The sequence below is a fragment of the Micromonospora chersina genome (genome assembly GCF_900091475.1).
In the GTDB taxonomy this organism is placed as follows: Bacteria; Actinomycetota; Actinomycetes; order Mycobacteriales; family Micromonosporaceae; genus Micromonospora; species Micromonospora chersina.
This window is the reverse complement of the sequence record NZ_FMIB01000002.1, coordinates 5436393-5450627: the sequence shown is the minus strand read 5'-3', so window position 1 is coordinate 5450627 and position 14235 is coordinate 5436393. Positions and strand designations below refer to the sequence as shown.

General features: G+C 71.0%; 14 protein-coding genes. 1 reads left to right on the top strand and 13 read right to left on the bottom strand.

The annotated features are described in order from the left end of the window. Positions 1 to 6 precede the first annotated feature (6 nt). The 12 genes from GA0070603_RS25390 to GA0070603_RS25335 all read right to left on the bottom strand — a co-directional run bounded on the left by GA0070603_RS25390 (position 7) and on the right by GA0070603_RS25335 (position 10510). Positions 7 to 285 carry a F0F1 ATP synthase subunit epsilon gene (locus GA0070603_RS25390; protein ID WP_091318756.1) on the bottom strand — a complete coding sequence of 93 codons (279 nt, stop codon included), beginning with the start codon at positions 283 to 285 and terminating at the stop codon, positions 7 to 9. A gap of 136 nt (positions 286 to 421) precedes the next feature. Then, positions 422 to 1567: an LCP family protein gene (locus GA0070603_RS25385; RefSeq protein ID WP_091318754.1), complete on the bottom strand. Its 1146-nt coding sequence runs from the start codon at positions 1565 to 1567 to the stop codon at positions 422 to 424. Between the two features lie 217 nt (positions 1568 to 1784). Next, positions 1785 to 3221, bottom strand: coding sequence for a F0F1 ATP synthase subunit beta (gene atpD, locus GA0070603_RS25380; protein ID WP_091318751.1), 1437 nt, complete (start codon positions 3219 to 3221; stop codon positions 1785 to 1787). Continuing rightward, a complete protein-coding gene (locus GA0070603_RS25375) occupies positions 3221 to 4150 on the bottom strand; it encodes a F0F1 ATP synthase subunit gamma (RefSeq protein ID WP_091318749.1) in 930 nt (309 codons plus the stop codon). Before GA0070603_RS25375 ends, atpD begins: the two co-directional genes overlap by 1 nt. Positions 4151 to 4152: 2 nt before the next feature. Further along, complete coding sequence (atpA, locus tag GA0070603_RS25370) at positions 4153 to 5805, bottom strand: F0F1 ATP synthase subunit alpha (RefSeq protein WP_091318746.1); 1653 nt, start codon at positions 5803 to 5805, stop codon at positions 4153 to 4155. A gap of 85 nt (positions 5806 to 5890) precedes the next feature. Further along, positions 5891 to 6712, bottom strand: a complete 822-nt coding sequence (locus GA0070603_RS25365) for a F0F1 ATP synthase subunit delta (RefSeq protein WP_091318744.1) — start codon at positions 6710 to 6712, stop codon at positions 5891 to 5893. Further along, entirely contained in the window at positions 6712 to 7251 is a 540-nt protein-coding gene (locus GA0070603_RS25360) for a F0F1 ATP synthase subunit B (protein ID WP_091318742.1), read from the bottom strand. The genes GA0070603_RS25365 and GA0070603_RS25360 overlap by 1 nt, the downstream gene beginning before the upstream one ends. A gap of 29 nt (positions 7252 to 7280) precedes the next feature. After that, on the bottom strand, positions 7281 to 7508 hold the full coding sequence (locus GA0070603_RS25355) for an ATP synthase subunit C-like protein (protein WP_091318740.1): 228 nt from the start codon (positions 7506 to 7508) through the stop codon (positions 7281 to 7283). Between the two features lie 68 nt (positions 7509 to 7576). After that, entirely contained in the window at positions 7577 to 8374 is a 798-nt protein-coding gene (gene atpB, locus GA0070603_RS25350) for a F0F1 ATP synthase subunit A (protein ID WP_091318737.1), read from the bottom strand. An 11-nt stretch (positions 8375 to 8385) separates the two neighbouring features. After that, positions 8386 to 8622: an AtpZ/AtpI family protein gene (locus tag GA0070603_RS25345; protein ID WP_091322298.1), complete on the bottom strand. Its 237-nt coding sequence runs from the start codon at positions 8620 to 8622 to the stop codon at positions 8386 to 8388. 174 nt (positions 8623 to 8796) lie between these two features. Next, the gene (locus tag GA0070603_RS25340; protein WP_091318735.1) at positions 8797 to 9228 is read right to left on the bottom strand and encodes a Cg1360 family ATP-synthase-associated protein; all 432 of its coding nucleotides are present in this window, start codon (positions 9226 to 9228) and stop codon (positions 8797 to 8799) included. Then, positions 9221 to 10510, bottom strand: coding sequence for a serine hydroxymethyltransferase (locus GA0070603_RS25335; protein ID WP_091318732.1), 1290 nt, complete (start codon positions 10508 to 10510; stop codon positions 9221 to 9223). The genes GA0070603_RS25340 and GA0070603_RS25335 overlap by 8 nt, the downstream gene beginning before the upstream one ends. A 35-nt stretch (positions 10511 to 10545) precedes the next feature. Here GA0070603_RS25335 and GA0070603_RS25330 point away from each other — a divergent pair, with 35 nt between their 5' ends. After that, positions 10546 to 12015 carry an SDR family oxidoreductase gene (locus tag GA0070603_RS25330; protein ID WP_091318729.1) on the top strand — a complete coding sequence of 490 codons (1470 nt, stop codon included), beginning with the start codon at positions 10546 to 10548 and terminating at the stop codon, positions 12013 to 12015. Positions 12016 to 12020: 5 nt separating this feature from the next. On the opposite strand, the gene GA0070603_RS25325 is transcribed toward GA0070603_RS25330, so the two are convergent. Continuing rightward, entirely contained in the window at positions 12021 to 14132 is a 2112-nt protein-coding gene (locus GA0070603_RS25325; protein ID WP_091318727.1) for a transglycosylase domain-containing protein, read from the bottom strand. Between the last annotated feature and the right edge of the window lie 103 nt (positions 14133 to 14235).

Genomic DNA, 14235 nt, shown 5'->3' with positions numbered 1-14235 from the left:
GTCGGCTCAGCGCGCCGGAGTGGCCGGGGTGGCGCTCTCGGCGAGGACTGTCACGCCCTCACCGGACACCGACAGGAAGCCGCCCGCCACGTCGTACGCGAGCTGCTCGCCACCGGCCTGCTTGATGCGGACCTGGCTGGGCTCCGCGAGCTGGCCGAGCAGCGGCGCGTGCCCCGGCAGGACACCCAGCTCGCCCTCGGTCGTCCGGGCGACGACCATCTCGGCCTCACCGGACCAGACCTTCTCCTCGACGGCTACGAGCTCGACGTGAAGCTGCTGTGCCACGCTGTCTCCTTGCTGCGGCGGCGGATTGCCGAAAGTCTAGTCGCGCCCCCGGGGCCCACCCAACGCGGGTGGCGAGAGCTGTGCCACGGTCACGGCAACGGCCCCCGGCACCCGCCGAGGGCCGTTGGCGCTCACGCTACTTGCTCTTCTGCTTGAAGTCGGGGTGCTCCAGCAGGAACGCGTCGACCTGCTCGTTGCGCAGCGCCGCGAAGAAGTCCTCGGCGGGGGGCAGCAGCCGTTCCCCCTGGTATCCCCGGCCGGTCTCGACCGGGCCGCCGGGCAGCTTGATGGTCTCGATCGAGTCGGCCCGGATGCCCTTCAGGGCGAGGGCGAAGTCGACCACGCTGTTGCCCCGGCCGTTGAAGACCAGCGACTGGCCGGCCGCGCGCAGCACCCGGTCCAGCTTCACGGGGTTGGCCACCACGTCCGCGCTGAACGCCTGGCTCACCATCGCCTTGACGAACTGCTGCTGGTGCCGCTGCCGGCCGTAGTCGGCGTCCGGTACGCCGTTGCGCGGGTAGCGCTGCCGGACGTAGTCCAGCGCCTGCCAGCCGTTGAGGTGGGCGTTGCCCTTCTTGTACTCGGCCTGCGGGCCGAGGTAGCTCCCGCCGCCCGGCCGGAGCTGACGCGGGGTGCCGTCGGGCTGGAGGTGCTCGGACTTGACGTCCCGCTCGATGTACATGTCGACGCCGCCCATGGCGTCGACGATCTTCTTGAAGCCGGTGAAGTTGATGATCGCGCCGGCGTCGAAGCGCTGGATCCCGGTGACCTGCTGCACGGTCCTGGCGAGCAACTCGAAGCCCTGCGCCGCGCTCGGGTTCTGCCCGGGGACGGCGCTGCCGTGCGACATGGCGGCGTTGAGCCGGTCGGTGCCGCCGGAGTAGTCGGCCTTCGGGAAGGCGGGGATCTCGACCCGCAGGTCGCGGGGCAGCGAGAAGAGGTAGCCGCGGTCCATGCCGGCCGGCACGTGCAGGATCATGATCGAGTCGGCGAGGGGGCGGGCCTTCGAGTTGCGGGGGTCGACGCCCACCAGCAGGATGTTCAGCGGGCCCTTGATGTCGCTCTTCTTCTCCTTGGCCCCGGCCGCCTGGTCGCCGAAGAGGTCGCCCTTGCCGACCGCGCCCTCGTAGCGGGCGACCAGCGCGTGATAGCCCACCAGCACGGAGCCGCTGAGCACCATCATGACCACGCCGAGGATGGTGCAGACGCGGGCCCACCGCGGCACGCCACGCCACAGGGACCGCTTGCCGCGGTCCGTGTCGGCCTTACCACCCACGAGCATCTCCCATCGTCACGCCCACGACTGGTAGACGGGCGCGCGGATCCGTTTCGTTGCAAGAGATCAACGGTCATGACGTGAACGTCGTGTCACGAACGGTACCGCGCGGTCTGCCGAACCGCTTGCCGGAGAACCGGGCATCTGGTAACGAGAGGGCCTGAACAGGCAGAGGCCGCCCCGACCGGAGTCGGGGCGGCCTCTGTGGAGTGTGAGCGGGCTCTCAGCCCTCCGACAGCTCCTTGGCCTTCTTCTCGAGGTCCTCGAGACCGCCGCACATGAAGAACGCCTGCTCGGGGAAGTGGTCGTACTCGCCCTCGCTGATCTTCTTGAACGCCTCGATGGTCTCCTTGATCGGAACCGTCGAGCCCGGCACGCCGGTGAACTGCTCGGCGGCGTAGGTGTTCTGCGACAGGAAGCGCTCGATCCGGCGGGCCCGGCCCACGGTGAGCTTGTCCTCCTCGGAGAGCTCCTCGATGCCGAGGATGGCGATGATGTCCTGCAGGTCCTTGTAGCGCTGCAGGATCCGCTTCACCTCGGTGGCGACCGCGAAGTGCTCCTGGCCGACGAACTCCGGGGCGAGGATCCGGGACGAGGACGCCAGCGGGTCCACGGCCGGGTAGATGCCCTTGTCGGAGATCGACCGCTCCAGGTTGGTGGTCGCGTCCAGGTGGGCGAACGTGGTGGCCGGCGCCGGGTCGGTGTAGTCGTCGGCGGGCACGTAGATCGCCTGCATCGAGGTGATGGCCTGGCCCCGGACGGAGGTGATCCGCTCCTGGAGCTCGCCCATCTCGTCGGCCAGGGTCGGCTGGTAACCCACGGCGCTCGGCATGCGGCCGAGCAGGGTGGACACCTCGGAACCGGCCTGGGTGAAGCGGAAGATGTTGTCGATGAAGAGCAGCACCTCCTGCTTCTTCACGTCGCGGAAGTACTCCGCCATGGTCAGCGCGGAGAGGGCGACGCGCAGCCGGGTGCCCGGCGGCTCGTCCATCTGGCCGTAGACAAGCGCGGTCTTGTCGATGACGCCGGACTCGGTCATCTCGGCGATGAGGTCGTTGCCCTCACGGGTGCGCTCACCCACGCCGGCGAAGACCGACGTACCACCGAAGTTGCGGGCAACCCGGGTGATCATCTCCTGGATGAGCACCGTCTTGCCCACGCCCGCGCCGCCGAAGAGGCCGATCTTGCCGCCCTTGACGTACGGGGCGAGCAGGTCGATGACCTTGATGCCGGTCTCCAGCATCTCGGTCTTCGGCTCCAGGTCCGCGAAGGCCGGGGCCTTGCGGTGGATCTGCCAGTGGTCGTCCGGGCTGAGCGTCTCGCCCTCGGCGAGGTTGAGGCACTCGCCGATCGCGTTGAACACGTGACCCTTGACGGTGTCGCCAACCGGCACGCTGATCGGCGCGCCCGTGTCCCGCACCTCGGTGCCGCGGACCAGGCCGTCGGTCGGCTGCATCGAGATGGCGCGGACCACGTTGTCACCCAGGTGCTGGGCGACCTCGAGGGTCAGCGTCTTCTCGCCGCCGGAGAGCGTCACGTCCACGTGCAGGGCGTTGAACAGGTCCGGCATGGCGTCGCGCGGGAACTCGGCGTCGACGACCGGGCCGATGACCCGGACCACGCGACCCGTGGCCGTCTTGGTCTCTACTGGGGCAGTCATCACACTTCACTTCCCGACGCGGCCAGCGCGTTCGCGCCGCCGACGATCTCGCTGATCTCCTGGGTGATCCCGGCCTGGCGGGCCGAGTTCATCTCACGCGTGTACTTCTCGATCATCTCTTCGGCGTTGTCGGTGGCGCTCTTCATCGCCCGCCGACGGGCCGCCGACTCGCTGGCCGCCGACTCCAGCAACGCCGCGTAGATCCGCGTGTTGATGTACTTCGGCAGCAGCGCGTCGAGCAGCGCCTCCGCGTCCGGCTCGAACTCGTACGCCGGCAGCAGGCCCTCGGACCGCGGGCGGTCCTCGATCTGCAGCGGCCCGATGATCCGGGCGACCGGGTTCTGCGTCATGAGCGACTTGAACTCGGTGTAGACGATGTGCAGCTCGTCGACACCGGCGATCCCGTCGGCCCCGGCGTGACCCTCCGCGTCGTCCGCCCCGGCGGTGAACGCCTTGATCAGCGTCTCACCCACCTCGCGGGCGTCGGAGAAGGCCGGCTGCTCCGAGAAGCCCGTCCAGCTCGCGGCGATCTCCCGGTTGCGGAACCGGTAGAAGCCCACGCCCTTGCGGCCGATGACGTAGAGCACGGGCTCCTTGCCGTCGGCCCGCAGCCGGGCGATCAGCGACTCGGCGGTCCGGATCGCGTTCGAGCTGTAGCCGCCGGCCAGGCCACGGTCGGAGGTGACCAGCAGGACGCCCGCCCGCCGCACCCGCTCGCGCGGGGTGAGCAGCGGGTGGTCGACCCGCGCGTTCGAGGCCAGCGCCGTCAGCACGCCGGTGATCGCCTCGGCGTACGGCAGCGAGGCGGCCACCTTGGCCTGAGCCTTGGCGATGCGGCTCGTCGCGACGAGCTCCATCGCCTTGGTGATCTTCTTCATCCCCTTGGCGGAACGGATCCGCTGCCGGAGAACGCGAACCTGGGCGGCCATCGTCAGCTCTCAGCCGGGCGGTCGGTCGAGCCGTCGCGGAAGCGGGTCACCGTCTCGCGGTTCTCCTCGCCCTCCAGCGGCTGCGCGGCCGGCTCGTTGATCCGGTGCTCGTCCTCCTTGCCCAGGAAGACCTTCTTGAACTCGGTGATGGCCGAGTCGAGCGAGGCGATGATGTCGTCGTCCCACTTGTTGTCGGCGATGCCGGCCAGGACACCCTCGTGCTTGTGCCGGAGGTACTGGAGGAACTCCGACTCGAAGCGGCGGACCTCGCCGACGGGGATGTCGTCGAGCTTGCCCTCGGTGCCGGCCCAGACGGAGACGACCTGCTCCTGCACCGGGTACGGCGAGTAGTTCGGCTGCTTGAGCAGCTCGACCAGGCGGGAGCCGCGGTCCAGCTGGGCGCGGGAGGCCCGGTCCAGGTCGGAGGCGAAGGCGGCGAACGCCTCCAGCTCGCGGTACTGGGCCAGGTTGAGCCGCAGCGAACCGGCCACCTTCCGCATCGGCTTCACCTGCGCGGCGCCACCGACCCGGGAGACCGAGGTGCCGACGTTGATGGCCGGCCGGACGCCCTGGTTGAACAGGTCGGTCTCCAGGAAGATCTGGCCGTCGGTGATGGAGATGACGTTGGTGGGGATGAACGCCGAGATGTCGTTCGCCTTGGTCTCGATGATCGGCAGACCGGTCATCGAGCCGCCGCCCAGCTCGTCGGAGAGCTTGGCGCAGCGCTCCAGCAGCCGGGAGTGCAGGTAGAAGACGTCACCCGGGTAGGCCTCGCGGCCCGGCGGGCGGCGCAGCAGCAGCGACACGGCCCGGTACGCCTCGGCCTGCTTGCTCAGGTCGTCGAAGACGATCAGGACGTGCTTGCCGCCGTACATCCAGTGCTGGCCGATGGACGAGCCGGTGTACGGGGCCAGGTACTTGAAGCCGGCCGGGTCGGAGGCCGGCGAGGCCACGATGGTGGTGTACTCCATCGCGCCGGCCTCCTCCAGCGTCCCCTTGATCGAGGCGATGGTGGAGGCCTTCTGGCCGACGGCGACGTAGATGCAGCGGACCTGCTTCTTCGGGTCGCCGGAGCGCCAGTTGTCCCGCTGGTTGAGGATGGCGTCCAGGGCGACAGTGGTCTTGCCGGTCTTCCGGTCGCCGATGATCAGCTGGCGCTGGCCCCGGCCGATCGGGGTCATGGCGTCGACGGCCTTGATACCGGTCTGCAGCGGCTCGAAGACCGACTGCCGGGACATCACGTTCGGGGCCTGGAGCTCCAGCTCGCGGTAGCCCTCGCTGGCGATGTCGCCGAGGCCGTCGATCGGCTCGCCGAGCGCGTTGACCACGCGGCCGAGGAACGCGTCGCCGACCGGCACGGAGAGAACCCGCTCGGTGCGCTTGACGCGCTGACCCTCTTCGATCCCGGCGAAGTCACCGAGGACGACGACACCGATCTCCCGGACGTCGAGGTTCAGGGCCACGCCGAGCGTGCCGTCCTCGAACTCCAGGAGCTCGTTGGTCATGGTCGAGGGAAGACCCTCGACGTGGGCGATGCCGTCGCCGGCGTCGGCGACGGTGCCGACCTCCTCGCGGGAGACGTCGGCCGTGTAGGAGGAGACGTAGCGCTCCAGGGCGCCGCGGATCTCCTCCGTCGAGATGGTCAGCTCGGCCATCCTCTGCTTCCTTAAGTATCAGGGGCCCGGGATACCTAGTACCGACCGGTCCGATGGCGTCGAATCAGGGCTGCTCAGTCGCTGATCAGCGCTTCGCGAGCGCGTTGCGGGTCTCGTTGAGGCGGCGCAGGACGGTGCCGTCGTACAGGTCGGAGCCGACCCGCACACTCACCCCACCGAGCACGTCCGGGTTGACCGTCTGCTTGACGGAGACCTCCCGACCGTACATCTCGGAGAGGCGGGCACCCAGGCGTCGCTCCTCCTCGTCACTCAGCGGGGCCGCCACGGTCACGTACGCGACCTGACGGTCCCGCCGATCGGCGGCCAGCTCGACCAGCCGGGTGAGCGCCCCGGTGAAGGAGCGTCCCCCGAAACCGCCGAGCGCGGCCCCGACGAGGTAGCCGGTGATCGGCCGGGCCTTGTCGGCGAGCAGCTGGTCGACCAGGGTGGCCCGCTGCGCCGCCGGGGCCATCGGGTCGGAGAGCGCGTTGGACAGCTCCGGGGAGCCCGAGACGACCTGCCCGAAGCGGAACAGCTCGTCCTCGACCTCGCCCAGCTCGCCGGCCTTGTCGGCGCTCGCGAGGAGCGCCTCGATGCCCAGCCGCTCGACGCCGTCGAGCAGCTGCGAGGGAGCCGACCAGCGGCCGGAGACCAGCGAGGCGAGCAGGTCGAGCGCGTCGGCGCTGATCTTGCCACGCAGCATCTCGCCGAGCAGGCCGGCCCGATCCGACCCGGAACGGGCCGGGTCGGAGAGCGCCCGGCGCAGCCGCGGCTCGCGCCGCAGCAGGGCGGCGACGGAGAGGATGTCGTCGGCGGTGGAGGCCACCGCCGACGGCTCCGCGCCGCGGGCGTACGCGTCGAGGCGGTCCGCCGCGACCTTGTACGACTCCCGGCTGGCGGCCTGCATCAGCGGGCCCCCGTGCTCTCGAGACCGCTCAGGAACCGGTCGACGGTGCCCTTGCGCCGCGCCTCGTCGGCGAGCGACTCACCGACGATCCGGCTGGCCAGGTCCACCGCGATGGTGCCGACCTCGGTGCGCAGCTCGCGCACGATGGTGGCCCGCTCCGCGGCGAGCTGCTCCTTGCCGGCGGCGATGATCCGGTCGGACTCCTCGCGCGCCTTGGCGAGGATGTCCTGGCGGATGCCCTCGGCGTCGGCCCGGGCGTCGTCGCGGATCTTGGCGGCGTCGGTACGCGCCTCCGCGAGCTGGGCCCGGTACTGCTCGAGCAGCTGGTTCGCCTCGGCCTGGGCGGCCTCGGCGCGCTTGATGCCGCCCTCGATCGCGTCGACCCGGGCCTGGAACGTCTGCTCCATGCGGGGGAAGACGAACTTCATCAGCACGAAGCAGAGCACGATGAAGGCGATGCCACCGACCACGACCTCCTGCCAGAGCGGGATGATCGGGTTGTGCGTCGTCTCACCACCCTCAGCGGCGAGGAAGTACATGGGGAAACCTCCCGGTCAGAGGGGGTGAATCAGCCGGCCCAGATGAAGCCGAAGGCGATACCGAGCAGCGCCAGGGCCTCGATGACGGCGAAGCCGATCCAGACGTACGGGAGGGTCATCCGGGACGACTCCGGCTGGCGGGCCGTCGACTGGATGTAGGCCGAGAAGACCAGGCCCACGCCGATGCCCGGGCCGATGGCGGCCAGGCCGTAACCGATGGCAGCGGTGCTGCCCGTTACCTCGGCAAGGATGCTCATTGCGGTTCCTCCTGGTTATCACGCGTGACGGTCACGCGGGACGACAACGGTTGGTGCGAAAGAACGGATCAGTGCTCTTCGGCGAGGGCGCCCTGCACGTAGCTGGCGGTCAGCACCGTGAAGACGTAGGCCTGCAGGACGATCACCAGGAACTCGAGGAAGGTGAGCGCGATGGTCATCACCCAGGACAGCACCGAGACCGGTGCCAGCCAGGCGTTGGCGCTGAGCATGGCGAACCCGCCGAGCGTGAAGACCAGCAGGAGCATGTGACCGGCGAACATGTTCGCGAAGAGACGGACGGCGAGCGAGAACGGCCGGACGAGGAAGGTCGAGAAGAACTCGATCGGGATCAGCAGCGGCAGGATGTACCAGGGCGCCGGCGGGATCAGCGAGTTCTTGAAGTACTTCACGAAGCCGTGGTGCCGGATGCCGATGTAGTTGAAGAGCACGTAGCTGATCACGGCGAGGAACGCCGGGAAGGCGATGTGCGAGTTCGGCGAGATCTGGAAGAACGGGATGATCGCGAACGCGTTCGTCAGCAGCACGAAGCAGAACAGCGTGGTGAAGTAGGGCGCGAAGCGCACCCCCGCGTGCCCGATCATGTCGACCGCGATGTTGTTGCGCACGAAGCCGTAGATCGACTCGGCGAACCACTGCTTCTTGGTCGGCACCAGCTGCGGGTTCCGGTAACTGGCCAGGAAGAAGATGATCAGGACGCCGACGGCGATCCACACCATCGCCGTGATCTTGGTGAACCAGTACGAGTTCTCCGCACCCCAGGGCAGGATGCTGGGCAGGTAGAAGTCCCCCACCTTCGGTGGGAATTCCGCCTGGCCCTGAGCCAGGACGTTCGCCTGTCCGAACACCGCGTCCCTTCCTAAGTAGGCGTGCCCAGCCGGCGGACGACCAGGATGATTCCCCCGGCCATGCCGAGCACGATCCCGATGCCGGTGGCGACGCCGCCGGTGTCGAGCCAACGGTCGACCAGCCAGCCGATGAAACCCCAGACGAGCATGCCCCCGATGAGGTATGAGAGCGCGGTCCAACCCTGACCGGCACCGGGCGGAACGTCGCCCGGGCCGCCAGCGCTGGGGGGTTTCTGGTCACCGGCCATGACGGGGCGAACGATATCAGTCGAGCCGAAGAGGCTGTGCCTCACCCCCCGCACAACCTGGTTGTGTGGGACACGGGTGGGCGAAGTCGTCTGGAGGCACGCTACTCCCCCTCCGCCACTGAGAGAATGACCGATCGCGGACACACCGGCGCGCGTCCGAAGGATGGGAAGCTGTCAGGTGTGGACGCGCCGGGCGTGCACCGTGGCCAGCCACCAGATGTGCACCCCGGTCCAGACCAGCACGCCGGCCGCGATGCCGAGGCAGAACGGGATGAGACCCGCCCAGCCGCTCGCGCCGACCAGCACCATCACCCCGGCGAGCACTGTCATCTTGGCGATGTAGAGGCCGAGCCCGAACGGCAGCACGAGCTGCGGGTCCCGGGCGTCGGCCCAGGCCAGCACGACGGTGGTGACCGTGTAGCTGGCCGCGGTGACCGCCACCCCGGCCGCCGCGCCCAGCGCGCCGTCCGCGCCCCGGGCCAGCCCGCCGGCCACCGCCGCCACCGCGGCCAGCAGCACCGAGGCGATGACCAGCACGGGCAGGTGGCGCAGCCGCCAGCCCCGGTCCGCGGTCGCCTCCGCCGCGCGCGTCCCCGGCTCAGCCACGGGGGTACGCCGGGAAGGCGCCGACCAGCTCGGTCACGTCGCCGGCGATCCGGCCCAGCTCGTCCGCGCCACCGGGCGACTCCGGGTCGGTGCGCACGGCCCGGGCGATCAGCGCGGCGATCCGGCGCATCTCCCCCTCGCGCATGCCCTGGGTGGTGACGCTCGGCGTGCCCACCCGGATGCCGGAGGCGACCATCGGCTTCTGCGGGTCGTACGGGATGGCGTTCTTGTTCAGGGTGATGCCGGCGGCGTCGCAGCGCGCCTCGGCCGCGGCGCCGGTCACCCCGGTCTCGCGCAGGTCGATCAGCGCCAGGTGGGTGTCGGTGCCGCCGGAGACCGGCCGCATGCCCTCGGCGGCCAGCCCGTCGGTGAGCGCCTGCGCGTTGCTGACCACCTGGGACGCGTACGCCCGGAACTCGGGCTGGGCGGCCTCGCGCAGCGCTACCGCCTTGGCGGCGACCGCGTGCATGAGCGGGCCGCCCTGGGTGAACGGGAAGACCGCCTTGTCGATCCGGGCGGCCAGCGACTCCCGGCAGAGGATCATGCCGCCGCGCGGGCCGCGCAGCACCTTGTGCGTCGTGCAGGTGACGACGTCGGCGTAGGGCACCGGGGACGGGATGGCGCGGCCGGCAACCAGGCCGATGAAGTGCGCCGCGTCCACCATGAGGTAGGCGTCGACCTCGTCGGCGATCTCCCGGAACCGGGCGAAGTCGATCAACCGGGGGTACGCCGTCGCGCCGCAGATGATGAGCTTCGGCCGGTGCGCGAGGGCCAGGTCGCGGACCTCGTCGTAGTCGATCAGCTCGGTGTCCGGCCGCACCGCGTAGCCGACCGGGTGGAACCACTTGCCGGAGAAGTTCACCCGGCTGCCGTGGGTGAGGTGCCCGCCGTGCGGCAGGTCCATGGCCAGCACGGTGTCGCCCGGCTGCACGAGGGCCGCGTACGCGGCCAGGTTGGCGCTCGCGCCGGAGTGCGGTTGGAGGTTGGCGTGCTCGGCCCCGAACAGCTCCTTCGCCCGGGCGATGCCGAGTTCCTCCGCGCGGTCCACCTCGGCGCAGCCGCCGTAGTAGCGCCGGCCCGGGTAGCCCTCGGCGTACTTGTTGGTCAGCGTGGAGCCGAGGGCGGCCAGCACGGCGGGCGAGGTGAGGTTCTCGCTGGCGATCAGTTGCAGCCCACCGCGCAGCCGCGCCAGCTCCCCCAGCACCACCTCGGCGATCTCCGGATCGACGGTGCTGAGCTGCTGGAAGTCCGGCCCCCAGAAGGTGTTCCTCGCGTTCTCCACAGCGAAGGAGTCTACGGAGCCCCAGACTGGAAGCCGTGAGATGCCTCGTCACCGGCGCCACGGGTTACATCGGTGGCCGCCTCGCGCCCCGGCTGCTCGCCGACGGGCACACGGTCCGCTGCCTGGCCCGCAAGGCGGGGCGGCTGCGCGACGTGCCGTGGGCGTCCCGGGCCGAGATCGCCGAGGGCGACCTGCGGAAACCGGAGACGCTGCCGGCCGCGTTCGAGGGCGTGGACGTGGCGTACTACCTGGTCCACTCGCTCGGCCAGCGCGGCTTCGAGACGGCCGACCGGGAGGCGGCGGAGAACTTCGCCGAGGCGGCCCGCGCCGCGGGCGTACGCCGGATCGTCTACCTCGGCGGGCCGGAGCCGGCGGCGGACCGGAAGGTCCCGTCGGCGCACCTGCGGTCCCGCGCGGAGGTCGGCCGGATCCTGCTGGCCAGCGGGGTGCCGGCCGTGGTGCTGCGGGCCGCCGTGATCATCGGGTCCGGCTCGGCCTCGTTCGAGATGCTGCGCTATCTGACCGAGCGGCTGCCGGGCATGGTCACGCCACGCTGGGTGCGCAACCGGATCCAGCCGATCGCCGTCCGCGACGTCCTGCGCTACCTGGTCGGCTGCGCGGACCTGCCGGCCGAGGTGAACCGGGCCTTCGACATCGGCGGCCCGGAGGTGCTCACCTTCCAGGACATGATGCAGCGGTACGCGCGGGTGGCCGGGCTGCGCCGGCGGATCATCCTGCCGGTCCGGCCGCTGACCCCGTCGCTCTCCTCGTACTGGGTCGGCTGGGTGACGCCGGTGCCGAACTCGATCGCCCGGCCGCTGGTGGAGAGCCTGGTCCACGAGGCGGTCGCCCACGAGCACGACATCGCCCGGTACGTGCCCGACCCACCGGGCGGGCTGACCGGCTTCGACCAGTCCGTCGCCCTGGCGCTGGCGAAGGTCCGTGACGGCCAGGTGGAGACCCGGTGGTCGACCGCGAGCGGGCCGGACGCCCCGGCCGAGCCGCTGCCCACCGATCCGCAGTGGTCGGGCGGCACGGCGTACACCGACGTGCGGGAGCGGGCGGTGGACGCCCCGACGGCCGCGCTGTGGCGGGTCGTCGAGGGGGTCGGCGGCGAGCACGGCTGGTACTCGTTCCCGCTGGCCTGGTCGGTCCGGGGCTGGCTGGACCGGCTGATCGGCGGGGTGGGGCTGCGCCGGGGCCGGCGCGACCCGCACCACCTCCAGGTCGGCGAGGCGCTGGACTTCTGGCGGGTCGAGGAGATCGTGCCGGGCGAGCTGCTGCGGCTGCGCGCCGAGATGCGGCTGCCCGGCCGGGCCTGGCTGGAGATGCGCGTCGAGCCGGCCGGCGACGGCCACAGCCGCTACGTGCAGCGCGCCGTCTTCCTCCCGCACGGCCTCCCCGGCCACCTCTACTGGGCCTCGGTCGCCCCGTTCCACGCCGTCGTCTTCGGCGGCATGGCCCGCAACATCGCCCGCGGCGCCGAACGCCCCGGCCACCACTGACCCCCTCAGTCGCCGGTGCGGGGGCTGGTCCGCTGGAAGGCGACGGTCTGGCCCGGCGGGACGAAGTCCAGGACCGGCTGGTCCCGCAGGGCCCACGCGAGGAGGCGGCCCACGGCCTCGATCTGGCGGACCTGGACCCCGCCGCCGACGGCGTCCCGGGGGTCGTCCGGGTTCGCGGCGATGGTGGCCACGGAGAGCTGCGGGGTGAAGGCGACCACGGTCTCCGTGGCGTTCCGCTCCGAGCTGCCGGTCTTGCCGGCCAGCGGGCGGCGCAGGCCGGGCGCCAGCTGCTCGGCGGTGCCGCCGTCGCACCGGCGGTACATCGACTGGTCACCGACCGGGCAGCGGGCCGCGTCCGCCGCCGCCCGGGCCACCTCGGTGTCGAGCACCTGGCGGCAGTCCGGATTGCCGGCCGCTATCTTCCGCCCGGTGGGGTCGGTGATCGAGGCGACCGGGGTGGGCCGGCACCAGGTCCCCTCGGCGGCCACCGTGGCGTACGCGTTGGCCAGGTCGAGCGGGGTGGTGGAGGAGACGCCGAGGGTGAACGGCCCCCAGTTCTTCGCGCCGTCCCGGGCCAGCCTGGCGTCCTCGGGCGAGCGGAACACGATGCCCAGCCGCTCGGCCATCTCCACCACCCGGTCCGCGCCGACCTGCTCGGTCAGCCAGGCGAAGTAGGTGTTCACCGACCGGCCGAACGCGTCCCACATGGTGCGGTCGCCGTCCATCCAGACGGGGTTGGCGTTCTCCGGGCACCAGTGGCCGCCGCAGCTCGCCGGGCCGCCGTCGATCGGATACTTCGTGACGAAGACGCGGGGCGAGTCGAACTCGGTGCTCAGCGGCAGCCCGGACTCCAGCGCGGCGAGCAGGGCGAAGAGCTTGAAGGTCGAGCCGGCCTGGTAGCCCTCGATGCCCGGGCCTCCGGCGACCAGCTGGTTCACCGTGTTCGGATAGTTCTGCCGGGCGTCCGGGTTCGGGGCCACGCTGTAGTTGCGGTTCACCGCCATGGCCAGCACCCGGCCGGTGCCCGGCTGCACGACGGCGGTCGGCGCGGCCCGCTGGTTGGTGACCGGGTAGATCCGCAGCACCTGCTCGATGGCCTTGGCCTGCACGTCCGGGTCGAGGGAGGACACGATCGACCAGCCGCCCCGGCGCAGCGTGCGCTGCCGCTCGTCCACCGTCTTGCCGAACGCGGGCTGGGCGTTCCACCACTGGGTGAACCAGTCGCAGAAGAAGCCCCAGTCGTTGTGCCCGGCGGGCACCGCGGCGCAGTCGTTCGGGGTGGCGCTGGGCTTGAGGTCGAGCTGTTCGCCCTTGGCCCGGGCCGCGTCCGCCTCGGCCACCTGGCCGGTCTCCACCATCCGGTCCAGCACGTACGCCCGGCGGCCCAGCGCCGCGTCGGCGTCGCCGTTGATCGGGTCGTCGGTGTCGGGTGAGCGGACCAGCCCGGCGAGCAGTGCCGACTGGGCCAGGGTGAGCTGGGCCGGCGTGGTGGAGAAGTAGCGCTTGCTGGCCGCCGCGATGCCGTACGCGCCCGCGCCGAAGTAGGCGATGTTCAGGTAGCGCCCGAGGATCTCGTCCTTGCTGATCCGGCGTTCCAGGGCCAGCGCGTACCGCATCTCGCGGACCTTGCGGCCGACGGTGATCTCGGTGGCCCGGGCCCGCTGCTCCTCGGTCAGCCGGGGGTCACCGGCCAGCGCGTTGCGGACGTACTGCATGGTCAGCGTGGAGGCGCCCTGCCGGGTGCCGTCGCGCCGGTTGGCCGTGAAGGCGCGCGCCACGCCGCGCACGTCGACGCCGTGGTGCTGGTAGAACCGGACGTCCTCGGCGGCAACGATGGCCTGCCTCATCACCGGCGCCACCTCCTCGACCGGCACGTCCACCCGGTCCTCCACGTAGAAGGAGGTGATCAGGGTGCGGCCGTCGCTGGCGTACAGGTTGGAGCGCTGGGCCGGCTGCGGCGTCTTCAGCGACTCCGGCAGCGCGGCGTAGGGCATCAGGTTCTTGAAGCCGAGCCCGAAGACGAGCGCCGCCGGAAGCGCGGCGGCGCCCAGGGCCAGCCCGGCGAGCACGCCGGCGAGCAGGACGGTGAACAGCTTGTTGAGATGGGCCCGGTTCATCAGCTCTCCCCGCAGGAGCCGGCCGTACGGACCCGTTCAGAATGACCGGAATCGGCGGTTTCGCCGCAATCTTCGGCGAAACGCGCAGGAAGTTCGCGAGAAA